This window comes from Pseudomonas sp. 3MAES_34.3B (assembly GCF_058145875.1).
In genome coordinates, this window is record NZ_CM176960.1 from 2,055,718 (window position 1) to 2,077,351 (window position 21,634).

Here is a 21,634-nt window from a genome sequence, read left to right on the forward strand (position 1 = left end):
TTACTGTCGCATCATTGCCGTAGGCGCCGTGTTGAGCTGCCGCGGTTCCCTGATGCTGGAGTAAACCATGACCACCCAACCCTATCCGCACCTGCTCGCCCCACTGGACCTGGGCTTTACCTCCCTGCGTAACCGTACCCTGATGGGCTCCATGCACACGGGCCTTGAAGAAGTGGCGGGGGGCTTCGAGCGGATGGCGGCCTACTTTGCCGAGCGCGCCCGCGGCGGTGTCGGGCTGATGGTCACCGGTGGTATCGCGCCCAACCCTGAGGGCGGCGTATACAAGGGCGCCGCCAAGCTGAGCACGCCCGAAGAAGCCGAGCGCCACCGTATAGTGACCGAGGCGGTGCATGCCGAAGGCGGTAAGATCTGCCTGCAGATTCTCCATGCCGGCCGCTATGCCTACAGCCCCAGCCTCGTAGCGCCCAGCGCTATCCAGGCGCCGATCAACCCGTTCAAGCCGCACGAGTTGGACGAAGCGGGTATCGAAAAGCAGATCGCCGACTTTGTGAACTGTGCCCGGCTGGCGCAGCAGGCCGGTTACGACGGCGTCGAAATCATGGGCTCCGAAGGCTACTTCATCAATCAGTTCCTGGTGGCCTGGACCAACCACCGCACCGACCGCTGGGGCGGCAGCTACGAGAACCGCATGCGCCTGGCGGTAGACATCGTGCGCCGGGTTCGCGAAGCCGTTGGCGAGCGGTTCATCATCATCTTCCGGCTGTCCATGCTAGACCTGATCGAAGGCGGCAGCGACTGGAGCGAAGTGGTGCAGCTGGCCAAGGCCGTAGAGGCGGCCGGCGCCACACTGATCAACACCGGCATCGGCTGGCACGAGGCGCGTATCCCCACCATTGCCACCAAGGTGCCGCGCGCGGCCTTCGCCCGGGTCACCGCCAAGCTGCGCGGCGCGGTGAAGGTGCCACTGATCACCACCAACCGCATCAATACGCCTGAGGTGGCCGAGCAGATCCTGGCCGAAGGCAATGCAGACATGGTCTCGATGGCGCGGCCGTTTTTGGCCGACCCGGCCTTTGTCGCCAAGGCGGCCGAGGGCAAGGCGGATGAAATCAACACCTGCATCGCCTGCAACCAAGCCTGCCTGGACCACACCTTCGCAGGCAAGCTCACCAGCTGCCTGGTAAACCCGCGCGCGTGCCATGAAACCGAGCTGCTCTACCTGCCCACCCAAACCCAGCGCCGCGTGGCAGTCGTCGGCGCCGGCCCGGCAGGCCTGGCGGCGGCGACCGTTGCGGCCGAGCGCGGCCATGCGGTGACCTTGTTCGACAGCGCCAGCGAGATCGGCGGTCAGTTCAACGTGGCCAAGCGCATTCCGGGCAAGGAAGAATTCAACGAAACCCTGCGTTATTTCGGCCGCAAGCTAGCCACCACCGGCGTAAATGTTCGGCTGGGCCAGCGGGTGGGCGTGGCTGAGCTGGTGGAAGGCGGCTTCGATGAAGTGATCCTGGCGACGGGCATCGTGCCGCGTATCCCGCCGATTGCCGGTATCGATCATCCCATGGTGCTCACGTACCTGGACGTGCTGCTGGGGCGCCGCTCCGTGGGCGAGCGGGTCGCGGTCATCGGTGCGGGCGGTATCGGCTTCGATGTGAGCGAATTCCTGGTGCACCAAGGTACGGTAAGCAGCCTGAACCCGGACGCGTTCTGGCGCGAATGGGGCATTGACCCGGCGTTGGAAGCCCGTGGTGGTGTGGCTGGGGTTCGCGGGGAAGTAAGCCCGCCGGCGCGCCAAGTGTGGTTGCTACAGCGCAAGGCTACCAAGGTGGGCGATGGCCTGGGCAAGACTACGGGCTGGATTCACCGCGCGGGCCTCAAAAGCAAGCGGGTGCAGATGCTCAATTCGGTGGAATACCTGAAAGTGGACGATCAGGGCCTGCACATCCGCGTTGGGGATGGCGAGCCGCAGCTGCTCCCGGTGGATAATGTGGTGGTGTGCGCCGGGCAGGACCCGCTGCGCGAACTGGAGCAAGGATTGCGCGACGCCGGCGTGGCCGTGCACCTGATCGGTGGCGCTGACGTGGCCACCGAACTGGACGCCAAGCGCGCCATCAACCAAGGTTCGCGCCTCGCGGCTGCCTTGTAATGCTTGAAGGCGTTGCGCCGCCACTTCAGCCGCTGCGCCTGCCGTGGCTGGACGCGGCCGGGGTAGAGGTGGCGGTGCTGCGCCTGGACCTCGTCGATCCACTGGTCAGTGGCAACAAGTGGTTCAAGCTGCGCCCCTGGCTGGAGCTTGCGCGGCAGCAAGGCGCGCCAGGGTTGATCAGCCTGGGCGGGCCTTGGTCCAATCACCTGCATGCATTGGCTGCGGCAGGCTATCGCGAAGGGCTTGTAACCGTAGGCCTGTTGCGCGGTGAGCCACAGCGAACCGCAACCACCGAGGACCTCCAGGCCATGGGCATGGCCGTGCATTGGCTGGGCTACGGTGGGTATCGAGCGCGTCATCAGCCTGATTTCTGGGCGCCGTGGTTGGCCCAATACCCCGGCTTTCTCGCTATACCCGAAGGCGGTGCCTGCGAGCGGGGCATGCACGGGTGCATGGCGTTGCTCGATCTGGTTGAACCCGGGTTGGCTGCGCTGGGCTGGAACAGCTTCGATGCCTGGTGGCTCGCAGCGGGCACCGGTACCACGGCGGCAGGTCTGGCCTGCGCGGAGGCGGGCCATCGGCTGGTGCATTGCGCGCTGGCGGTACCTCCTGGCCATGGCGCCGAGGCCAACGTCAGCACGCTGGTCCCTGAAGCCAAGGTTCAGTGGCATGACGCCAGCCGCGGTGGGTTTGGCAAGGTCGATGCCGAGCTGATCGGCTTCCTCAAGGCAACCGAAGCCCACACCGGCGTGCCGCTCGAGCCCCTCTATACCGCCAAGGCGCTGCTGGCCCTGCAGGCGTACGTACTCGCGGGCGACGTGGCACGCGGCACTCGCCTGGTATTCGTGCACACCGGTGGCCTTCAAGGGCGCCGCGGTTTCCCTTCGCTCTGATCTGAATCCCCTTGCCTGGCAACCCGCTCGCGCGGTGGCGATTTGTTCGGCTAATCCCACAATATGGGATGTACATTTACATATTGAGATATCTCGTGGAACGGCGTTATAGTCAGGCCCTCTAACCGCTCACACAACAACAACAGGTGAGGCGATGCAGGCACGACTGATCGGGCTGGACTGGGGCACTTCTTCATTGCGGGCCTACCGCCTTGGCGATAATGGCCAGGTACTGGAAACGCGCGAACTGGCGCTGGGGATCATGCAGGTAGCGGAGCAGCGCTTCGACCAGGCGCTGGATGAGGCCTGTGGCGACTGGCGGGCCGACGAGCCTGGCCTGCCGCTGATTGCCTGCGGCATGATCGGTAGCGCCCAGGGCTGGCGTGAAGCGCCTTATTGCCCTGCACCGGCGGGCGCGGCCGAGGTTGCGCGCAGCCTGCTCAGTGTGCCGCTCACTGACGGCCACACCTTGCATATCATCCCGGGCGTGCTGCAGAACGGCCGCCTGCCCAACGTGATGCGCGGCGAGGAAACCCAGGTGTTCGGCCTGCTCGATAGCCTTGATACGCACTCTTGGACCCAACCCTTGCTGATTGGCCTGCCCGGCACCCACAGCAAGTGGGTGCGAAGCGAGGAAGGCTGCATCCGCCACTTCGACACTTTCATGACCGGCGAGATCTATGCTGCCGTGTGCGCGCACACCATCCTTGGCCGCACCCAGCAACGCCCGGAGAGCTTCCGTGCCGAAGCGTTCGACCGTGGCGTAGCGGTAGCCTTGAGCGGCGACGGTGCGCTGGGCCCTCTGGCTACGTTGTTCAGCGCCCGTACGCTAAGCCTCACTGGCGCCTTGGCACCTACTGACCAACCCGACTACGTCTCTGGCCTGATGATCGGCCATGAAATCGCCAGCCTTACCGCCACCTCTGCCTCCGGCCAAGGCGCGCCTCGCATTGTACTGATAGGCAATGGCCCGCTGTGCCAGCGCTACGAGCGTGCGTTGAGCGCCGCTGGCCTGGCTGATGTGCATACCGCCGCCCAGGCCACCGAGCGTGGCTTGTGGTTGCTGGCCGTGGCGGCTGGCCTGGTTCATCCCTGACCTTAAGGAGCTTTCCATGTTGCTCAAAGATGCCATGGCCGCCAGCGGCCTGATTGCGATCCTGCGGGGCGTGCGGCCTGAAGAGGTGCTGGAGATCGGCCAGCAACTCTATGCCAGCGGCTTGCGGGTGATCGAGGTGCCACTCAATTCCCCCGACCCCCTGCGCAGCATTCGCACGCTGCGCGATGGCTTGCCGGCCGATTGCCTGATTGGCGCTGGCACGGTGCTTACCGAGCGTAACGTGCTCGAAGTAAAGGACGCAGGCGGCGAGCTGATCGTGATGCCTCACAGCGATGTCAAGGTGCTTCGCGCCGCCAAGGCCGCCGGGCTGCAACTGGCGCCCGGCGTGGTCACGCCCACCGAGGCGTTTGCCGCGCTGGAGGAGGGTGCCGACGCGCTCAAGCTGTTCCCCGCCGAAGCCCTTACGCCTGCGGTTGTGAAAGCGCTGCTGGCGGTGCTGCCCAAGGGCACGCCGCTGGTGCCGGTCGGCGGCATCACGCCTACCAATATGGGGCCGTTCCTGGACGCCGGGGTTGCCGGTTTCGGGTTGGGCTCGGGGCTGTTCAAGCCTGGCCTGAGCGCCGCGCAAGTGCGCGCACGGGCCGATGCCTACATGCAGGGCTGGCAGCAGGCCCGCTGAACCGGGCCGTATTCAACTTCCATCGACAAAAGAGACAAGCGATGAAAATTACCCGTTTGAGCACCTTTATCGTTCCGCCGCGGTGGTGCTTCCTGAAGATCGAAACCGATGAAGGCATTTGTGGCTGGGGCGAGCCGGTCGTCGAAGGCCGTGCCCATACCGTGGCCGCGGCCGTGGAGGAGCTGGCCGACTATCTGATCGGCAAGGACCCGCGCAACATCGAAGACCACTGGCAAGTGCTTTATCGCGGTGGCTTCTACCGGGGCGGCGCGATTCACATGAGCGCCCTGGCCGGTATCGACCAGGCCCTGTGGGACATCAAGGGCAAGGCACTTGGCGTGTCGGTCAGTGACCTGCTGGGTGGCCAGGTGCGCGAGCGCATTCGCGTGTATTCGTGGATCGGTGGCGATCGCCCGGCCGAAACCGCCAAGGCGGCGAAAGAAGCGGTGGAGCGCGGCTTTACCGCAGTGAAGATGAACGGCACCGAGGAAATGCAGTTCGTGGACAGCTTCGACAAGGTCGATCGCTGCCTGGCCAGCGTGGCCGCGGTGCGTGACGCGGTAGGGCCGAACGTGGGTATCGGCGTGGACTTCCACGGCCGGGTGCACAAGCCCATGGCCAAGGTACTGATGAAAGAGCTGGACCCGTACAAGCTGATGTTTATCGAAGAGCCTGTACTGAGCGAAAACTACGAAGCGCTCAAGGAACTGGCACCGCTCACCAGCACGCCGATTGCCCTGGGCGAGCGATTGTTCTCGCGCTGGGACTTCAAACGCGTGCTCAGCGAGGGCTATGTGGACATCATCCAGCCGGACGCTTCCCACGCCGGCGGCATTACCGAAACCCGCAAGATCGCCGCCATGGCCGAAGCCTATGACGTGGCGCTGGCGCTGCATTGCCCCTTGGGCCCGATCGCGCTGGCGGCGTGCCTGCAACTGGACGCGGCCTGCTACAACGCTTTCATCCAGGAGCAAAGCCTGGGCATCCATTACAACGAAAGCAACGACCTGCTCGACTACATCCGCCAGCCGGAGGTATTCGATTACGACAACGGCTACGTGAAAATCCCGAACGGCCCGGGCCTGGGGATCGAGATCAACGAAGAGTACGTGCGTGAGCGCGCCGCCATCGGCCACCGCTGGCGCAACCCGATCTGGCGACACGCCGACGGCAGCTTCGCCGAGTGGTAACAGGCGCGGCGCCGAGCGCGCCGTGACCGATCAGGGACATAAAGACAAGAGACCCGACCCATGCAAACCCACACCGCAACCCCGGCCGCGGCGCGCACGGCGCTGGCTACGCCAAGCCGTAAACGGTTTTTCATCATGGTGCTGCTGTTTATCACCGTGGTGATCAATTACCTGGACCGCTCCAACCTCTCGATCGCTGCCCCCGCCCTTACCACCGAGCTGGGGTTGGACCCGGCCCACGTAGGGTTGGTGTTCTCGGCGTTCGGCTGGACCTATGCCGCCATGCAAATCCCCGGCGGCTGGCTGGTCGACCGGGTGCCGCCGCGTATTCTGTACAGCGTGGCGCTGGTGCTGTGGTCGGTGGCCACGGTGGCGCTGGGGTTCGTGGGCAGCTTTGTGGCGCTGTTCGTGCTGCGCATGGCCGTGGGTGCGCTGGAAGCACCGGCGTACCCGATCAACAGCCGGGTGGTCACCACCTGGTTCCCGGAGCGCGAGCGAGCGACCGCCATCGGCTTCTATACCTCGGGGCAATTTGTGGGGCTGGCGTTTCTTACCCCCGTGTTGGCCTGGCTGCAACAGGCGTATGGCTGGCACATGGTGTTCGTGATCACCGGCCTGGTGGGGGTGGTGTGGGCCGCGGTGTGGTATGCGCTGTACCGCGAGCCGCGTGCATTTCGTGGTGCCAACGAGGCCGAGATTGCGTTGATCCAGGAAGGCGGCGGGCTGGTGGACATCGCCCGCAAGCCCAAAGCCAAAGGCATCGACCTTAACGACCTTAAAATCGTGCTCACCCAGCGCAAGCTGTGGGGCATCTACATCGGGCAGTTCTGCCTCAATTCCACGCTGTGGTTCTTCCTCACCTGGTTCCCGACTTACCTGGTGAAGTACCGCGGGATGGACTTCATCAAGTCGGGGCTGCTGGCGTCCTTGCCGTTTCTGGCCGCCTTCGTGGGGGTACTATGTTCCGGCCTGTTCTCCGACTGGCTGATCCGCCGCGGTGCCAGCGTGGGCCTGGCGCGCAAGTTGCCGATCATCGGTGGGCTGCTGATTTCCACCAGCATCATCGGTGCCAACTGGTTCGATTCCACGCCGTTGGTAATTGGTTGCCTGGCCCTGGCGTTCTTCGGCAACGGGTTAGCCTCCATCACCTGGTCGCTGGTGTCCACGCTGGCGCCGGCGCGGCTGCTCGGGCTTACCGGCGGCACGTTCAACTTCATCGGTAACCTGTCCGCCATCGTCACCCCTATTGTCATCGGGTTCCTCGCCACGGGTGACTCCTTTGCCCCGGCTATCACCTATGTTGCCGGTACCGCGCTGGTCGGTGCGCTGTGCTATGTGGTGCTGGTGGGTAAGGTAGAGCGGATCGAGATCGGCGACAGGTGACGGAGGAAGACCAGAGCCGGATAATGCTCACCGTTTTTCTGATAACCAGGGTGACTGACGATGCCAACTGACACGCCGAGCGCCGCCCCCGCAGGTACTCAAACATTGTTGCGCGGTCTGGCGGTGATACAGGCGGTGGCTGCCGGTGCCCGGGACCTCAAGGGTATTGCCGCGCATTTGGGCACCACCCGTAGCACCACTCACCGGCTGGTGAGCGCGCTGGTGGAAGAGCGTTACTTGCGTCTCACGGCCAACAATGGCTACCGCCTTGGCCCCCGGTTGATCGAGCTGGGCTTCCAGGCCCGCGATGAATTGCCCTTGGCCGTGCTGGCGGCACCCTTGCTGGACGAATTGTCCGCCAGCACCGGTGACACCGTGCACCTGGCCGTGCGCGATGGCGACCAAGTGCTGTACCTGCACAAGAACCCTGGGCGCAACGGCCCTGAAATGCGCTCCCGGGTGGGCCAGCGCATGCCGTTGACCCGCACCGGCATCGGCAAGGCGCTGTTGCTGGACAGCCCCGAAAACGAGTGGCGGCGGTTGTTTGATAATCAGCCCCCGGCAGCCGCGGTATGGGCTGACCGCGAAGAACCTGGCTGGGAAGCCTTCCACGCCCGGATGCTGGCTTATGTCAACGGCCACTACGCGTTCGATCTGGAAGACAACGAGCCGTCGATCCGCTGCGTGGCCGCGCCGGTGCGTGACGCCAGCCGGCAGATCGTGGCCGCAATCAGCGTGGCCAGCACAGTGCCTTACATGTCGCTGGAGCGCATGGAGTCGCTTACCCCAACAGTAAAAGCCACGGCCTTGGCCTTGAGCCGCGAACTGGGCGGCTGAACCAAGCGGCGCGGCCGGCAGTCACACCAGCAAAATGCCCGAAAAGAAGGCCCCTCATGGAACGACGCTGGCTGCTTTTTCTTGTGCTGTGCGGGGTGGCCGCAGGCGCCCGGGCAGAAGACCCACTACGGTTGCAGCAGCTGGAGCGCTGCGGTGACCTGCTCGACACCCGGCGCCAGGTGTTTTGCCTCAAGGCCAGCGGCCTGGCCAGCGGCCCGGTACAGGCTTGGCTAAATGGCGTAGCGAAACCCAGCGAGCGCGACGGCGACCGCTTGCGCATCACCTTCGATACCGGCAAAGACACCAGTGGCCCGTTGCGCCTCGAGCAGGATGGGCGCAGCAGCAACAGCGTGTGGCTGAGCATGGCCGGCAATCACGTGGTGGCGGCCAAGCCCAACGAAATGGCCACCAATCCCGAGGGGTTGAGTACTTACCTCAACCTGGTCAGCGTGATCATCGAGGAGCGTTATAACGGCCTCGATCAGGTTCGGCTGCTGTCTCAAAAGTATGGCGCTTCTATCGTTGGCGCCATTCCCGCACTCAATACCTGGCAGCTGCGCCTTCCGGTGAAAAACCTTACGGAACGCGATGCATTGATCCTCCGGCTTGGTCATGAGGTCAGCGTGGACGGGGTGGTGATCGAGGAGTCCTCGGCCGAGGAAGCAGAGCGGGAAGTGCCTGCGAGCAAGGAGGCCCATGACGAATGGGCGGCCAACCGCTTCGCCGACGCGGTGAACTACTACCGTCGCCGGGTGGCTGCGAGGGGTGCGCCTGTAGAAGCGGCGCCGGTGCGTATTGGAGTGATCGAACGCAATGTCGACTTCGACTCGCCGGACTTTGCCGAATACCTCGGCCCTTGCGAGCTGCCACGCACCTGCCTGTATGCCCGCGATGCGCAAAGCCCCCAAGCCCATGGCTCGACCGTGGCGGGGGTGTTGCTTGCCCATTGGCAGAAAGGTGGCAATACGGGCTTCCTTCGCGGGCTTGAGGGGGTGAGCAAGGGTTTCGAAGTGATTGTGGAACGCGATTCGGATGCCGGCATCACTGCCAATGTTGCCGCGTCTGTGAACCTGGTAGAAGACGGCGCGCGCATTCTTAACTGGAGCTGGGGGCTCCACCGGATCGGCGCGCAAAAGGTGCAAGGTGGCGACATCGACACCCAGGTTCGCTCGGGCGTAGCGATGGCGGGTTACGAGGAGCTGCTCGAAGAGTTCTTCCGCTGGCTGAAAGCCAAACACCCGGATGTGGTGGTGATCAACTCGGCGGGCAATGGCGCGTCCTTCGCAGGCCAGGATGAATACCGGCTGCCGTCGTCTTTCGTGACCGATCAGTTGCTGGTAGTAGGCGGGCATGAACGCAGCGAGCAGCCTGACCTGCCAGTGACCAGCCCCGATTATGCCGTGCGCCGGGCATCGTCCAACCTGGACCTGCGCGTGGATATCTCCGCCGCCGCCTGTACCCATGGGGTAGACCCAGGCGCGGACGGGGAGGGTAGCGTGCACTGCGGCACTTCCTTCGCCACGCCGATGGTCACCGGCATCGCGGCGGCCATGCTGTCGATCAACCCACGCCTCACCCCGGCGCAGCTGCGCATCCTGCTTCGGCGCAGCTCGCTGCCAATCGGCGGGGATGATGATTTCGAGCCTGCAGACGGTGAGGACCTCACCGCGCCGATCATCCCCTCGGAGCGCAACTTCGACCTCAACCACCCCGACATCGGCCGTTCGGCGCGGCTGGACATGCAAAAGGCGCTGGACCTGACGGTGCAAAGCCTGGATCGCCGAAGGTAGCGAAGCATGTTTCCAGGTCCTCTACCCCTGTGGGAAGCGGCGGGGAGATGTCACCCGAATGGCCCGCAATGGACGTTACATATTCGGGTAGGTAGGCCCGCCCGACCCTTCAGGTGCCACCCAGGTGATGTTCTGGGCGGGGTCCTTGATGTCGCAGGTTTTGCAGTGCACGCAGTTCTGCGCGTTGATCTGGAAGCGTTTTTCGCCGTCTTCCTTGGTGATCACCTCGTACACCCCTGCCGGGCAATAACGCTGGGCCGGCTCATCGTACAGCGGCAGGTTCTTCGCGATCGGAATGCTCGGGTCCTTAAGCTTGAGGTGGCACGGCTGCTCCTCCTCATGGTTGGTACCCGAGAGGAACACCGAACTCAGTTTGTCGAAGCTCAGCTTGCCATCCGGCTTGGGGTACTCGATCCGCGTGGAGTCCGCCGCCAGCTTGAGGGTGGCGTAGTCCGGCGTCTTGTCCCGCAGGGTGAAGGGGATCTTGCCGCCGAAGATGTTCTGGTCGATGAAGTTGAACGCACCACCCTTGACCGCCCCCCACTTGTGGATCGCGGCGCCGAAGTTGCGGCTGCGGAACAGCTCGTCGTACACCCAGCTGGCCTTGAAGCTTTCGGGGTAGGCCGAGAGCACATCGCCGCCTTCGCTGTCGGCCAGCAGGCGCTCGACCGCCGCGTCGGCCGCGAGCATGCCGGACTTCATTGCCGTATGGCTGCCTTTGATCTTGGCGAAGTTCAGTGTGCCCAGGTCGCAGCCGATCAACGCGCCGCCGGGGAATACCATCTTGGGCAACGAGTTGAAACCGCCCTTGGCGATAGCGCGGGCACCATAGGACACGCGCTTGCCGCCTTCCAGGTACTGCTTGACCACCGGGTGGTGCTTGTAGCGCTGGAACTCATCGAACGGTGACAGGAACGGGTTGCTGTACGAGAGGTCCACGATCAGCCCCACCACCACCTGGTTGTTTTCCAGGTGATAAAGGAACGAGCCGCCCGGGTTGGCGTCGTCCAATGGCCAGCCAGCGGTGTGCACCACCAGGCCCTGCTCGTGGCGAGACGGGTCGATGTCCCAGATTTCCTTCAGGCCGATGGCGTAGTGCTGGGGGTCGACGTCCGCGTCCAGGTTGAAGCGCTTGATCAGCTGCTTGCCGATGTGGCCCCGGCAACCCTCGGCGAACAGCGTGTACTTGCCGCGCAACTCCATGCCGGGGGTGTACATGCCGTCCTTGGGGTGGCCTTCACGGTCCACGCCCATGTCACCGGTGAGAATGCCGCGCACCACACCTTGCTCGTCGATCAGCGCTTCCTGGGCGGCGAAGCCCGGATACACCTCTACGCCAAGGTTTTCGGCCTGCTGGGCGAGCCAGCGGCACAGGTTGCCCAGGGAGATGATGTAGTTGCCTTCGTTGTGCATCGTTTTAGGCACGAAGGCGTCGGGGATTTTCCGGGCGCGTTGAGCATCATTCAGCAGATAGATGTCGTCCCGCTTGACCGGGGTGTTGAGCGGGGCGCCCAGCTCCTGCCAGTTGGGGAACAGCTCGTTGAGTGCGCGAGGTTCGAACACCGCGCCGGAGAGAATGTGAGCACCCACTTCGGAGCCTTTCTCGACCACGCAGACGCTGATCTCCTTACCGGCTTCGGCGGCCTTCTGCTTGATACGGCAGGCAGCGGACAGGCCCGCGGGGCCAGCCCCGACGATGACCACGTCGAATTCCATGTATTCGCGTTCCACAGGTTCTCTCCTAACACAGGCGGGTACGGTTTTTTCTAATAAGGGCGGTTGGCGCGCAGGCCACGCCTGTAGCGGTGATGCGGTTGCGTCGGCACGGGGCGGTTGGGGCCCTTCTTCGCGGACGGCGCATTATATCTACACCATGCGACCGGTCCAAATCAAACGTTTGTTTGAATTCCCGACAGGCCAGTAAACTCGCTGCATGCAGCAGCGTGACCGGCCGGTTCCGCGTATTGACCGGGTATTCCTATACGGTCAAGATACGGGCGGTTTCAGGCCGGCTGTCGCTTGTGACAGCTGGTTTCGCGCCGTGTGGCGGCTTCCGGGCCCAAGGCTTCGGGGCGGGCGAACACGGCCTCGCAACCTGCTACGCTGCTGGTCGATACGCGCTCAGCGCTGTCGCCGCACGGGGGTTCGCGCGCCGTGCCATGAGCGATCGCAAGGCCCGCCCTGCGACATTTTATTCACCGGAGAGTAACGAGGAATCCATGAAGGTTCTTGTAGCTGTCAAACGAGTGGTCGATTACAACGTCAAGGTTCGCGTCAAGGCGGACAACTCCGGGGTCGATCTTGCCAACGTCAAGATGTCGATGAACCCCTTCTGCGAGATCGCCGTGGAAGAAGCGGTTCGCCTGAAGGAAAAGGGCGTGGCTACCGAGGTGGTCGTGGTCACGGTCGGGCCTGCCACTGCCCAGGAACAACTGCGCACCGCGCTGGCATTGGGCGCTGACCGCGCCGTGCTGGTAGACACCGCCGAGGAGCTGGGCTCCCTGGCCATCGCCAAGGCCCTCAAGGCCGTCGTCGACAAGGAGCAGCCACAGCTGGTGATCCTCGGCAAGCAGGCCATCGACAGCGACAACAACCAGACCGGCCAGATGCTGGCTGCGCTCACCGGTTACGCTCAGGGTACCTTTGCGTCCAAGGTCGAACTGGCCGGCGACAAGCTGAACGTCACCCGTGAAATCGACGGTGGCCTGCAGACGGTTGCGCTGAACCTGCCTGCTATCGTCACCACCGACCTGCGCCTGAACGAACCGCGCTATGCGTCGCTGCCCAACATCATGAAGGCCAAGAAGAAGCCTCTGGAAACCTTCACGCCAGAAGCGCTCGGTGTTTCCACTGCTTCCACCAACAAAACCGTGAAGGTTGAAGCGCCTGCCACGCGCAGCGCCGGTGTGAAGGTCAAGTCGGTCGCCGAACTGGTCGAAAAACTGAAGAACGAGGCGAAGGTAATCTGATGGCTATCCTGGTTATCGCTGAACACGAAAACGGCGCACTGGCTGGCGCTACCCTGAACACCGTCGCCGCGGCTCAGAAGATCGGCGGTGATGTACACCTGCTGGTGGCCGGGCAGGGCGTGAGTGCCGTGGCCGAAGCCGCCTCGAAAGTGGCTGGCGTGGCCAAGGTGCTGGTCGCCGACAACGCTGCCTATGCGCATCAGTTGCCCGAGAACGTGGCTCCGCTGATCGTGGGCCTGGCGTCCGGCTACAGCCACGTGCTGGCCCCGGCTACCACCAACGGCAAGAACTTCCTGCCGCGTGTGGCCGCTCAACTGGACGTGGATCAGATCTCCGAAATCATCTCGGTTGAAAGCGCCGACACCTTCAAGCGCCCGATCTACGCTGGCAACGCCATTGCCACCGTGCAATCGAGCGCGGCGGTGAAGGTGATCACCGTGCGTACCACCGGCTTCGACCCCGTTGCCGCCCAGGGCGGTTCGGCTGCCGTGGAAGCGGTCAGCGACGTGAAGGACGCGGGCCTGTCGGCCTTCGTTGGCGAAGAGCTGGCCAAGTCGGACCGCCCTGAGCTCACTGCCGCCAAGATCGTGGTGTCCGGTGGCCGTGGCATGCAGAACGGTGACAACTTCAAACACCTGTACGCCCTGGCCGACAAGCTCGGCGCGGCCGTGGGCGCGTCCCGCGCCGCAGTGGACGCAGGCTTCGTGCCTAACGATATGCAGGTGGGTCAAACCGGCAAGATCGTCGCTCCACAGCTGTACATCGCTGTCGGTATCTCCGGCGCGATCCAGCACCTGGCGGGCATGAAGGACTCCAAGGTGATCGTCGCGATCAACAAGGACGAAGAAGCTCCGATCTTCCAGGTCGCCGATTATGGCCTGGTCGGTGACCTGTTCGAGATCATCCCGGAATTCGAAAAGCTGGTGTGATCGCTGCGAGTCGCAGCAAACGAACCCGGGCAATCGCCCGGGTTTTTTTATATCCTCGGCCCCTCCAAAGCAGACAGGGCCTGAACCCATCATGCGAATTGCGCCGTATTGGCTGGCCTTCGTGGCTGCGCTCCCATCCCTGTGCCTGGGCGCTGGAAGCTGCGAGCGGCTGGTGGCCACCGCCAGCCCCGACGCTCCGCCCTATGCCTGGCGCGATCCGGCGGACCCACGCAAGCTGATCGGTGCGAGCGTGGACGTGCTGGCCAGCGCCGCCGCGCAGTTGGGCGTGAAAATCGACGTGCTGTATGCCGGCCGCCGCTCCCAGGCCCTGGAAGAAGTGCGCAGCGGCCGTATGGATATCCTCGCCGACGCCGTGCTGACCGAGGCCGACCTTGAGCATCTGGACTACGTTCATCCCGCATTGGCCTTCAACGATTACCAGATATGGAGCCGCCAGGGCTCGACAATCACTTACTCGACCCTTGCGGACCTGCCCGGCCACCGCGGGGTAATGTCCGCCAAGGCTCGGCCAACACCTGCGTTCGCCGCGTTCGCTGCCGAACACCTTACGCTGCAGCCTGCCGAAAACCTTACCCACACCCTTGAGTCGCTGGCGCAGGGCAAGGCGGACTACGCCATCGCCCCACGTTATGCCGGCGCGGCTGCGGTCGCTGCGCTCGGGCTGGATGGCCGCGTGGTGGCCAGCGAGGTGGCTGTGGACCGTCCGGGAATTTATCTGGCCATTGCTCAGGACTCTGCCTGCAACGATGGTTGGCTGCGCGGACAGCTGGCGAAAAAGATGACAGAATTGGCCGCCTCCGGCGGGATCCAGCCGATCCTGCAACGTAACGCCGAGCGCTGGAAACAGCAGCAGCAGGCGTTGTCCGGGGCGGTCAAACCATAGGAAACGCTGTGTGAACAAACGATTGATCATCGCCGGGGCGCTGCTGGCGCTCGCCGGCTGCGCCACCGACCCTGTACCTGATGAACAGCTGCGCCTCACCGAGCAAGCGATCGAACAGGCCCGCGCCGTTGGCGCCATGGATAACACCGCGCCGCTGGCTGATGCGCTGAAAAAGGCAGCGCAGGCCAGGGCAGACCTGGCTGACCACAACAACAAGGCAGCCCGCATGGCCCTGGAACAATCCGAGCTCGATGCACGCCTGGCGGAGGCTGACGAGCTCACCCGCAAAAGCCGCGAGCAATTGGCCCAGATGAACGCGCGCGTCCAGCGCCTGCACAAGCAACTGGGAGATGTGCAATGAGCCGGGGTCGTCACGCATGGCGCCCGATGATCGGCGCCTGGTTGGCGTTGGGCCTTGCCGGTTGCGCCAACCACGCCGCCGATGAAGCGGTGTCTCAAGCGTCAGCGCGCTTCCAGGGCGTGCGGGACAACACCGAGGTGCTGAGCCACGCGCCCAAAGATGTTATCCGTGCAGGAGAATCTCTGGCTCGGGCCGAGCGGTTGTCCGGTTACTGGGGCGCCAGCGACGACGTACGCCACTATGCCTACCTCAGCATGCGTTACACAGATATCGCCCTGGCGCACAGCGAAGCCGCGGCCAACCTTGATCAACTGCAACGCCAGGGCCTGGAGCGTGAGCGCCTGCAGCTTGCCTTGCGCGAGTCCAAGTTGCTCAGCGTGCAGCGCCAAGGCCAGTGGCTGGAAGATCAACTGCTGGCGTTGACCACCACTGATGCCGATCGCGGCCTGGTGCTCACCCTGGGCGATGTGCTGTTCGATACCGGCGAGGCCGACCTCAAGCCTTCAGCTAACCGCACCCTGCTCAAGCTCGTGCAGTTCCTGCAAATGAACCCTCGCCGGGTCATCCGCATCGAGGGCTATACCGACAGCACCGGCGCGGCGGAAGACAACCTCAAGCTGTCCAGGGATAGGGCCCAGGCAGTGGCGGACATGCTGGTGGACCTCGGTGTCGAGGAGCGGCGCATCGACGTGCAAGGTTACGGCGACCAGTATCCGGTCGAAGCCAACGCCACCGAGCGGGGTAGGGCGCTCAACCGCCGCGTAGAGATCGTGATCTCCGATCGTGCGGGCGCGCTGGGTGAGAAACGCCAGTAATCTGTTCTCCAACGCCAGCGCCTCTCGTACTGAGGGGCCACTGGCGTTATCCTTTGGCTCTCCAGCGCAACTGTCCCCGTACAGTTCGCAACTGTTCCTATACCCGGTGGAAAGCCAGCGCCGATGACGAACCTGTTGCTGTATCAGCGTATTGCCCAACAGTTGGCCGAGGACATCCGCAAGGGTGTGTACCAGCCCGGCGAACGCGTGCCTTCGGTCCGCAAAATGAGCGCCCAGCTCAATGTCAGCCACGCCACAGTGTTGCAGGCTTACGCCAACCTCGAGGATCAAGGGCTGATCCGTGCCCGCCCTCAATCGGGCTATTACGTGCACCAGACCCCAGCGCTTACGGCGCCCACCCCGGACATTGCGCGGGTGGAGCGGCCAGGGCTCGTCACTCGCAGCAGTATCATCCAACAGGTGCTGGATGAGTCCCGGCGCGACGGCGTGTTCGCCCTTGGCGCCGCTGTGCCCCATGTGGAATACCTGCCCGTACGGGCGCTGCACCAGCAGATCGCCAAGGTCACCCGCTTCCAGAGCCCCCGGGCGTTCAGCTACATGTTCAGCCCTGGCTACGAACCCCTGCGGAGGCAGATCGCCATCCGCATGCGCGATGCGGGCGTGGTGGTGGACCCTTCCGAACTGGTGATTACCCATGGCTGCGTGGATGCCCTGCAAATGGCCCTGCGCACGCTCACCCGGCCGGGGGACCTGATTGCCGCAGAATCACCTACCTATTACGGCCTGCTGCAACTGGCCGACCTGCTGGGCTTGAAGGTGATCGAGATCCCCAGCGACCCCACCGCCGGGATCAGCCTGGAGGCCTTGCAACTGGCAGCGAACCAGTGGTCGATCAAGGCGCTGATGATGACCTCCCGCTTGAGCAACCCCTTGGGCGGCGTGGTGCCGGAAGAGCGGCAGAAACAGCTGCTGCGCCTGGCCGCTGAATTCAATATCCAGATCATCGAAGATGATATCCACGGCGAGCTCATGTTCGACCAAGGGCGGCACAAGGCGTTGAAGGCCTATGATCGCCATGGTCACGTGATCTACTGTTCAAGCTTTTCCAAAACGCTCTCTCCAGGCGTGCGCATTGGCTGGATGATCGCCGGTAAGCACCAGGCTGAGATTCAGCGGTTGCAGACCTTCAGCACGCACTCGGCATGCAGCGTGACCCAGATGGCTATCGCAAGTTATCTGGAGAACGGCGGTTACGATCGGCATTTGCGCCACATCAGGCAGGAGTACCGCAAGAACCTCACGGCCTACCAGCTCGCGGTTCAACAACACTTTCCCGTAGGCACTCAGATGACGCGGCCGATCGGAGGCTTCATCCTCTGGGTAAGCTTGCCGGGGCGGGTGAACACGCAGGAGTTGCACGTTCGCGCCCTGGATCAGGGGATCAGCATTGCGCCTGGGCTTATCTTCAGTAACACGGAGCAATTCAACCACTGTATCCGCCTGAACTGCGGCATCCCCTGGGATCGCGAGGCGGAGCGGGCCCTCATGACGCTTGGCGTGCTGGCCACGCAATTGTGCGAAGAAACGGGGAACAGCGCATGGTACTGAGCGGTCGGAACTGCAAGCGGTTCGCCTCTTGCCATCGCAGCTGGCGAGGGCGAGCATAGGGGGTGTCCGACCGTGGTGGCCTGCCTGAAATGAACTGCCTCAAGCCTCTGCTCTGCTTGCTGACTGTGTTAGCCACGCCGCTGATCGCGGTGCCTGTTGTGGCGGCCGCGCCCGAGCAATTCACCCTGGGCGCGCCGGCCCCGGTGACGTCCTCGCTACCTGCCACGCCCGCCGTCAAGGCCAAGCCTTCGAAACAGCCGCCCGCCAAGCCGCAAGCCAAGGCCACATCCAAGCCCGGGGCAGCGGCAAAGGGCAAGCCATCGAAGGCAGTGGCTACCAAGTCCAAGGCTCGCAAATCGGCGGATGTGATCGCCTCGGATATCCCACCGGCCAAGCTGGACCTGAGCTTGCCGAAAGACATGGTCAACCAGCTCCAGCCGCCAGGCAAAGCCGAGGCGGACAAGCCGGTGGCCGCCGCGCCCAGCACCGAGGGCAAACCCTTGCTGCCCTCGCTGTTCACTTCGAAGGACGGGGCGGAGCCGTTCCAGCTCAACGGTCGCCTGCTTACCAATGAAATGGACCTGCAACTGCGAAATGAGAGCCGCCGGGAGGTCGACGGCGCCGCGCTGGACTTCAAGTTCAAGCAATAGCGCTACGCGCTGGCCCTGGGCTTGGCCCAGTACGTCGAACAGAGGTTTCAAACACCTGTTTGCGCGGTTACTATCAAGGGGCGCCATCCCATTATTCTCGTTCTGGAGTAGCTCCGTCATGTTGTGCCGTATGGGTTGTGGTGCGTGTTGTATCGCGCCGTCCATTTCTTCCTCGATTCCAGGTATGCCCAATGGCAAACCTGCGGGTGAACGCTGCGTGCAACTTGGGCCGGATAACCTGTGCAAGATTTTCGGCCACCCGGAGCGGCCGGCGGTATGTGGCGCGTTCCAGGCTGACGAGGCTTTTTGCGGTACGTCGAACCTCGATGCGGTGCGGATACTCAGTTGGCTGGAAGGGGCTACCGGGAGTGAGAGGGTGCACAACAGCATCTCGTGAATAAAAAGGAAAACCTATGAGAGCGATGTATCGAGTGGCCGCGTTTTGCGTGCTGCCCTGGATTTCGGCGCAAGCCATTGCCGAGGATTGGCAGGTTGCAAAGGACGAGGGTGGCATTACCGTGTCCCTCAGCAGTGTCCCTGGCTCCGATTACAAAGCCTACAAGGGGGTGGCAACCATTCATGCGCCCCTGGCGCGGGTGCGTGCGTTGCAGGAAGACGTAGCGGGCGCCTGCGCCTGGATTCACGAGTGCAAAGCCCAGAAGCTGCTCAAGCATGAGGGCGCCCAGAGCTGGACCTACACGCAGTTCAATACGCCGTGGCCCGTTACATCACGCGACTCGGTGCTGCAGGTGACCACCAGCGAGGGTGGCGATGGCAGCGTGACGCGTACGCTGAAGGGAGTCCCTACCTACTTGCCCGAAGAAAAGGGTTTCGTGCGTGTGGCCCAAGTGGAGGGCTTCTGGAAGATGGAGCCCAAAGGAGCGGACACGATTGTGACCTACCAGGTACATACCGAGCCGGGCGGCAGCGTACCGTCGATGATTGCGAACAAGTTTGTAGTCGACGCGCCGTTCAATACCTTGCGTGGCTTGAAGGCAGCAGCGGAAAAGCCGTAGGTCCATTGCTCTGAAAGCACAGAGGGGCGGCCTTTGCAGGCCGCCCCTCGTCAATTCGCATGCCTGCATGCCGGTGGGCAAGCAGGCTGAGCAAACTTACTTGCGATCTTCCAGCTTTTGCAGGTCCCGCTTCGGCTCGCCAGTGTACAACTGACGGGGGCGCCCGATCTTGTAGGGGCTGGAGAGCATTTCTTTCCAGTGCGAGATCCAACCGACAGTTCGCGCGAGTGCGAAGATCACGGTGAACATGCTTGTCGGAATACCAATCGCCTTCAAGATAATACCCGAGTAGAAGTCTACGTTCGGGTACAGATTGCGCTCCTTGAAGTAAGGATCGTTGCGCGCGATCTCGTCGAGGCGCATGGCAAGTTCGAGTTGCGGGTCGTTCTTGATACCAAGTTCGGCCAACACTTCGTCGCAGGTCTGTTTCATTACCTTGGCGCGAGGATCGAAGTTCTTGTACACCCGGTGGCCAAAGCCCATGAGTTTGAACGGATCGTTCTTGTCCTTGGCCTTGGCAATGTACTTGTCGATGTTCGACACGTCGCCGATTTCATCGAGCATGGCCAGTACGGCTTCGTTCGCGCCGCCGTGGGCGGGGCCCCAGAGCGCTGCGATACCGGCGGCGATACAGGCAAACGGGTTGGCGCCCGAAGAGCCTGCCAGCCGCACCGTCGAGGTGGACGCGTTCTGTTCGTGGTCGGCGTGGAGGATGAAGATCCGGTCCATTGCGCGGGCCAGCACCGGGCTGATCGGTTTGATCTCGCACGGGGTGTTGAACATCATGTGCAGGAAGTTTTCAGCGTACGACAGGTCGTTGCGCGGATACATCATGGGCTGGCCCATGGAGTACTTGTACACCATCGCCGCCAGGGTCGGCATTTTCGCGATCAGGCGAACGGCCGAGATTTCCCGGTGCTGCGGGTTCTTGATGTCCAGGGAGTCGTGATAGAACGCCGACAGGGCGCCTACTACGCCGCACATGATGGCCATGGGGTGGGCATCGCGGCGGAAGCCGTTGAAGAAGGTCTTCAACTGCTCGTGCACCATGGTGTGGTTCTTCACGGTGCTGACGAACTTTGCTTTCTGCTCGGCATTTGGCAGTTCGCCATTAAGCAGCAGGTAGCAAGTTTCGAGGTAGTCCGAGTTTTCGGCGAGTTGTTCGATAGGGTAGCCGCGGTGGAGCAATACACCCTGGTCGCCATCGATGTAGGTGATCTTCGATTCGCACGATGCGGTGGACATGAAGCCCGGGTCGAAGGTGAAGCGACCGGTAGTGGTCAGGGTCCGCACGTCAATTACTTCGGGACCAACGGTGCCGGTTAAAATCGGCAGCTCGACGGGGGCTGCGCCCTCGATGATCAACTGCGCTTTTTTGTCAGCCATGTGGCCTCCTATTAATGCTTCAAATCATCAGACAGACCCCCCACGCAGGGCCCGCACCACTATAGTGTGATAAATCCTAAAGTCAATTTGCCAAAAGCCTGCCGTACAGGCCTCGCAGCGGTATCGTTTCCGCCTTTTTCCATCGCCGTTTACGCCTTTTTGAAAGGCGTCGCAACACGGTTTGCGGAACAGTCCTTTACGTTGTCATTAGTATCCTAACTGTCTATACTCGGCGTCCGACCGTCAGGGGCTTTCCGGCCCGCTCCGCTGTCGTGTCACTCCCCGGGTGGTGGGTACCTGACCAGTACACTTCCCTACAACTTTGCCCTGCTTGCTGGGGGCTCTTCAGTGTGAAAAAAGCCGTGAATAGCCAACGACCTGTAAACCTAGACCTAAGGACCATCAAACTCCCCGTCACTGCTTACACGTCCATTCTCCATCGCGTTTCCGGTGTCATCCTGTTTCTTGGCATTGCCATAGCGCTCTACGCGCTGGGCAAGTCGCTGGGTTCCGAGGAAGGCTTTGGCGAGGTGAAGGCGTATCTGACCAGTCCGCTGGCCAAGCTCGTGATGTGGGGCCTGCTCTCCGCTCTGCTTTATCATCTGGTGGCCGGCGTTCGCCACCTGATCATGGACACTGGCGTGGGTGAGACGCTCGAGGGCGGCAAACTCGGCTCCAAGATCGTCATCGTCGTTTCTGTAGTGCTGATCGTTCTGGCGGGAGTCTGGATATGGTAACCAACGTCACTAACCTGTCCCGTTCGGGCCTTTACGACTGGATGGCGCAGCGGGTTTCGGCCGTCGTTCTCGCGGTGTACTTCATTTTCCTGATTGGCTACCTGGTGGCACACCCCGGGCTGAACTACGCCCAGTGGCATGCCCTGTTCTCCAACAACTGGATGCGCATCTTCAGTCTGTTGTCCCTCGTTGCCCTCAGCGCTCACGCCTGGGTCGGCATGTGGACCATCTCCACCGACTACCTCACGCCGATGGCGCTGGGCAAGTCGGCGACTGTCGTGCGGTTCCTGTTCCAGGCGGTGTGTGGCGTAGCAATGTTCGCCTACTTCGTCTGGGGTGTGCAGATTCTCTGGGGTATTTGATTC

At 62.9% G+C, this 21,634-nt stretch carries 21 protein-coding genes; 19 read left to right on the forward strand and 2 right to left on the reverse strand.

Features of this window, described 5'->3' with window-relative positions; genetic code table 11:
• Positions 1 to 67: 67 nt before the first annotated feature.
• The 8 genes from AC3Z8Y_RS09110 (at position 68) to AC3Z8Y_RS09145 (ending at position 9,933) form a co-directional block, all read left to right on the forward strand.
• Entirely contained in the window at positions 68 to 2,104 is a 2,037-nt protein-coding gene (locus tag AC3Z8Y_RS09110) for an oxidoreductase (RefSeq protein WP_490089391.1), read from the forward strand.
• Positions 2,104 to 2,997: a 1-aminocyclopropane-1-carboxylate deaminase/D-cysteine desulfhydrase gene (locus AC3Z8Y_RS09115; RefSeq protein ID WP_490089392.1), complete on the forward strand. Its 894-nt coding sequence runs from the start codon at positions 2,104 to 2,106 to the stop codon at positions 2,995 to 2,997. Before AC3Z8Y_RS09110 ends, AC3Z8Y_RS09115 begins: the two co-directional genes overlap by 1 nt.
• Before the next feature lie 154 nt (positions 2,998 to 3,151).
• The gene (locus AC3Z8Y_RS09120; RefSeq protein WP_490089393.1) at positions 3,152 to 4,093 is read left to right on the forward strand and encodes a 2-dehydro-3-deoxygalactonokinase; all 942 of its coding nucleotides are present in this window, start codon (positions 3,152 to 3,154) and stop codon (positions 4,091 to 4,093) included.
• Between the two features lie 19 nt (positions 4,094 to 4,112).
• The gene (locus AC3Z8Y_RS09125; RefSeq protein WP_490089966.1) at positions 4,113 to 4,733 is read left to right on the forward strand and encodes a 2-dehydro-3-deoxy-6-phosphogalactonate aldolase; all 621 of its coding nucleotides are present in this window, start codon (positions 4,113 to 4,115) and stop codon (positions 4,731 to 4,733) included.
• A 41-nt stretch (positions 4,734 to 4,774) separates the two neighbouring features.
• Positions 4,775 to 5,923 carry a galactonate dehydratase gene (gene dgoD / locus AC3Z8Y_RS09130; RefSeq protein WP_181114476.1) on the forward strand — a complete coding sequence of 383 codons (1,149 nt, stop codon included), beginning with the start codon at positions 4,775 to 4,777 and terminating at the stop codon, positions 5,921 to 5,923.
• Positions 5,924 to 5,983: 60 nt separating this feature from the next.
• Entirely contained in the window at positions 5,984 to 7,306 is a 1,323-nt protein-coding gene (locus tag AC3Z8Y_RS09135; protein WP_490089394.1) for an MFS transporter, read from the forward strand.
• A 60-nt stretch (positions 7,307 to 7,366) separates the two neighbouring features.
• A complete protein-coding gene (locus AC3Z8Y_RS09140; RefSeq protein ID WP_490089395.1) occupies positions 7,367 to 8,143 on the forward strand; it encodes an IclR family transcriptional regulator in 777 nt (258 codons plus the stop codon).
• A gap of 56 nt (positions 8,144 to 8,199) precedes the next feature.
• Positions 8,200 to 9,933 (forward strand): S8 family peptidase, encoded by a 1,734-nt coding sequence (locus AC3Z8Y_RS09145; RefSeq protein WP_490089396.1) that lies wholly within the window; start codon positions 8,200 to 8,202, stop codon positions 9,931 to 9,933.
• 75 nt (positions 9,934 to 10,008) lie between these two features.
• Here the strand turns inward: AC3Z8Y_RS09145 and AC3Z8Y_RS09150 are convergent, their stop codons facing one another.
• On the reverse strand, positions 10,009 to 11,664 hold the full coding sequence (locus AC3Z8Y_RS09150; protein ID WP_490089397.1) for an electron transfer flavoprotein-ubiquinone oxidoreductase: 1,656 nt from the start codon (positions 11,662 to 11,664) through the stop codon (positions 10,009 to 10,011).
• Between the two features lie 488 nt (positions 11,665 to 12,152).
• Between AC3Z8Y_RS09150 and AC3Z8Y_RS09155 the strand changes: the two genes are divergently transcribed.
• From AC3Z8Y_RS09155 to AC3Z8Y_RS09195, 9 genes are all read left to right on the forward strand, one after another.
• Complete coding sequence (locus AC3Z8Y_RS09155) at positions 12,153 to 12,902, forward strand: electron transfer flavoprotein subunit beta/FixA family protein (RefSeq protein WP_181114467.1); 750 nt, start codon at positions 12,153 to 12,155, stop codon at positions 12,900 to 12,902.
• The gene (locus AC3Z8Y_RS09160) at positions 12,902 to 13,831 is read left to right on the forward strand and encodes an electron transfer flavoprotein subunit alpha/FixB family protein (RefSeq protein ID WP_490089398.1); all 930 of its coding nucleotides are present in this window, start codon (positions 12,902 to 12,904) and stop codon (positions 13,829 to 13,831) included. Before AC3Z8Y_RS09155 ends, AC3Z8Y_RS09160 begins: the two co-directional genes overlap by 1 nt.
• A 91-nt stretch (positions 13,832 to 13,922) precedes the next feature.
• Positions 13,923 to 14,735: a substrate-binding periplasmic protein gene (locus AC3Z8Y_RS09165; protein ID WP_490089399.1), complete on the forward strand. Its 813-nt coding sequence runs from the start codon at positions 13,923 to 13,925 to the stop codon at positions 14,733 to 14,735.
• 10 nt (positions 14,736 to 14,745) lie between these two features.
• Positions 14,746 to 15,096 (forward strand): DUF4398 domain-containing protein, encoded by a 351-nt coding sequence (locus AC3Z8Y_RS09170; RefSeq protein ID WP_490089400.1) that lies wholly within the window; start codon positions 14,746 to 14,748, stop codon positions 15,094 to 15,096.
• Entirely contained in the window at positions 15,093 to 15,911 is an 819-nt protein-coding gene (locus AC3Z8Y_RS09175) for an OmpA family protein (RefSeq protein ID WP_490089401.1), read from the forward strand. Before AC3Z8Y_RS09170 ends, AC3Z8Y_RS09175 begins: the two co-directional genes overlap by 4 nt.
• Before the next feature lie 123 nt (positions 15,912 to 16,034).
• Positions 16,035 to 17,480: an aminotransferase-like domain-containing protein gene (locus AC3Z8Y_RS09180; protein ID WP_181114460.1), complete on the forward strand. Its 1,446-nt coding sequence runs from the start codon at positions 16,035 to 16,037 to the stop codon at positions 17,478 to 17,480.
• 62 nt (positions 17,481 to 17,542) lie between these two features.
• Positions 17,543 to 18,130: a translation initiation factor 2 gene (locus AC3Z8Y_RS09185; RefSeq protein WP_490089402.1), complete on the forward strand. Its 588-nt coding sequence runs from the start codon at positions 17,543 to 17,545 to the stop codon at positions 18,128 to 18,130.
• Between the two features lie 118 nt (positions 18,131 to 18,248).
• The gene (locus AC3Z8Y_RS09190) at positions 18,249 to 18,527 is read left to right on the forward strand and encodes a YkgJ family cysteine cluster protein (protein ID WP_490089403.1); all 279 of its coding nucleotides are present in this window, start codon (positions 18,249 to 18,251) and stop codon (positions 18,525 to 18,527) included.
• A gap of 16 nt (positions 18,528 to 18,543) precedes the next feature.
• Positions 18,544 to 19,146 carry an START domain-containing protein gene (locus AC3Z8Y_RS09195; protein ID WP_490089404.1) on the forward strand — a complete coding sequence of 201 codons (603 nt, stop codon included), beginning with the start codon at positions 18,544 to 18,546 and terminating at the stop codon, positions 19,144 to 19,146.
• Between the two features lie 96 nt (positions 19,147 to 19,242).
• On the opposite strand, the gene gltA is transcribed toward AC3Z8Y_RS09195, so the two are convergent.
• Positions 19,243 to 20,532: a citrate synthase gene (gene gltA, locus AC3Z8Y_RS09200; protein WP_181114448.1), complete on the reverse strand. Its 1,290-nt coding sequence runs from the start codon at positions 20,530 to 20,532 to the stop codon at positions 19,243 to 19,245.
• 350 nt (positions 20,533 to 20,882) lie between these two features.
• On the opposite strand from gltA, the gene sdhC reads away from it, so the two are divergent.
• Both sdhC and sdhD read left to right on the forward strand, forming a co-directional pair.
• Positions 20,883 to 21,269 carry a succinate dehydrogenase, cytochrome b556 subunit gene (sdhC, locus tag AC3Z8Y_RS09205; RefSeq protein WP_181114446.1) on the forward strand — a complete coding sequence of 129 codons (387 nt, stop codon included), beginning with the start codon at positions 20,883 to 20,885 and terminating at the stop codon, positions 21,267 to 21,269.
• A complete protein-coding gene (sdhD, locus tag AC3Z8Y_RS09210; RefSeq protein WP_181114444.1) occupies positions 21,263 to 21,631 on the forward strand; it encodes a succinate dehydrogenase, hydrophobic membrane anchor protein in 369 nt (122 codons plus the stop codon). The genes sdhC and sdhD overlap by 7 nt, the downstream gene beginning before the upstream one ends.
• Positions 21,632 to 21,634: the final 3 nt, after the last annotated feature.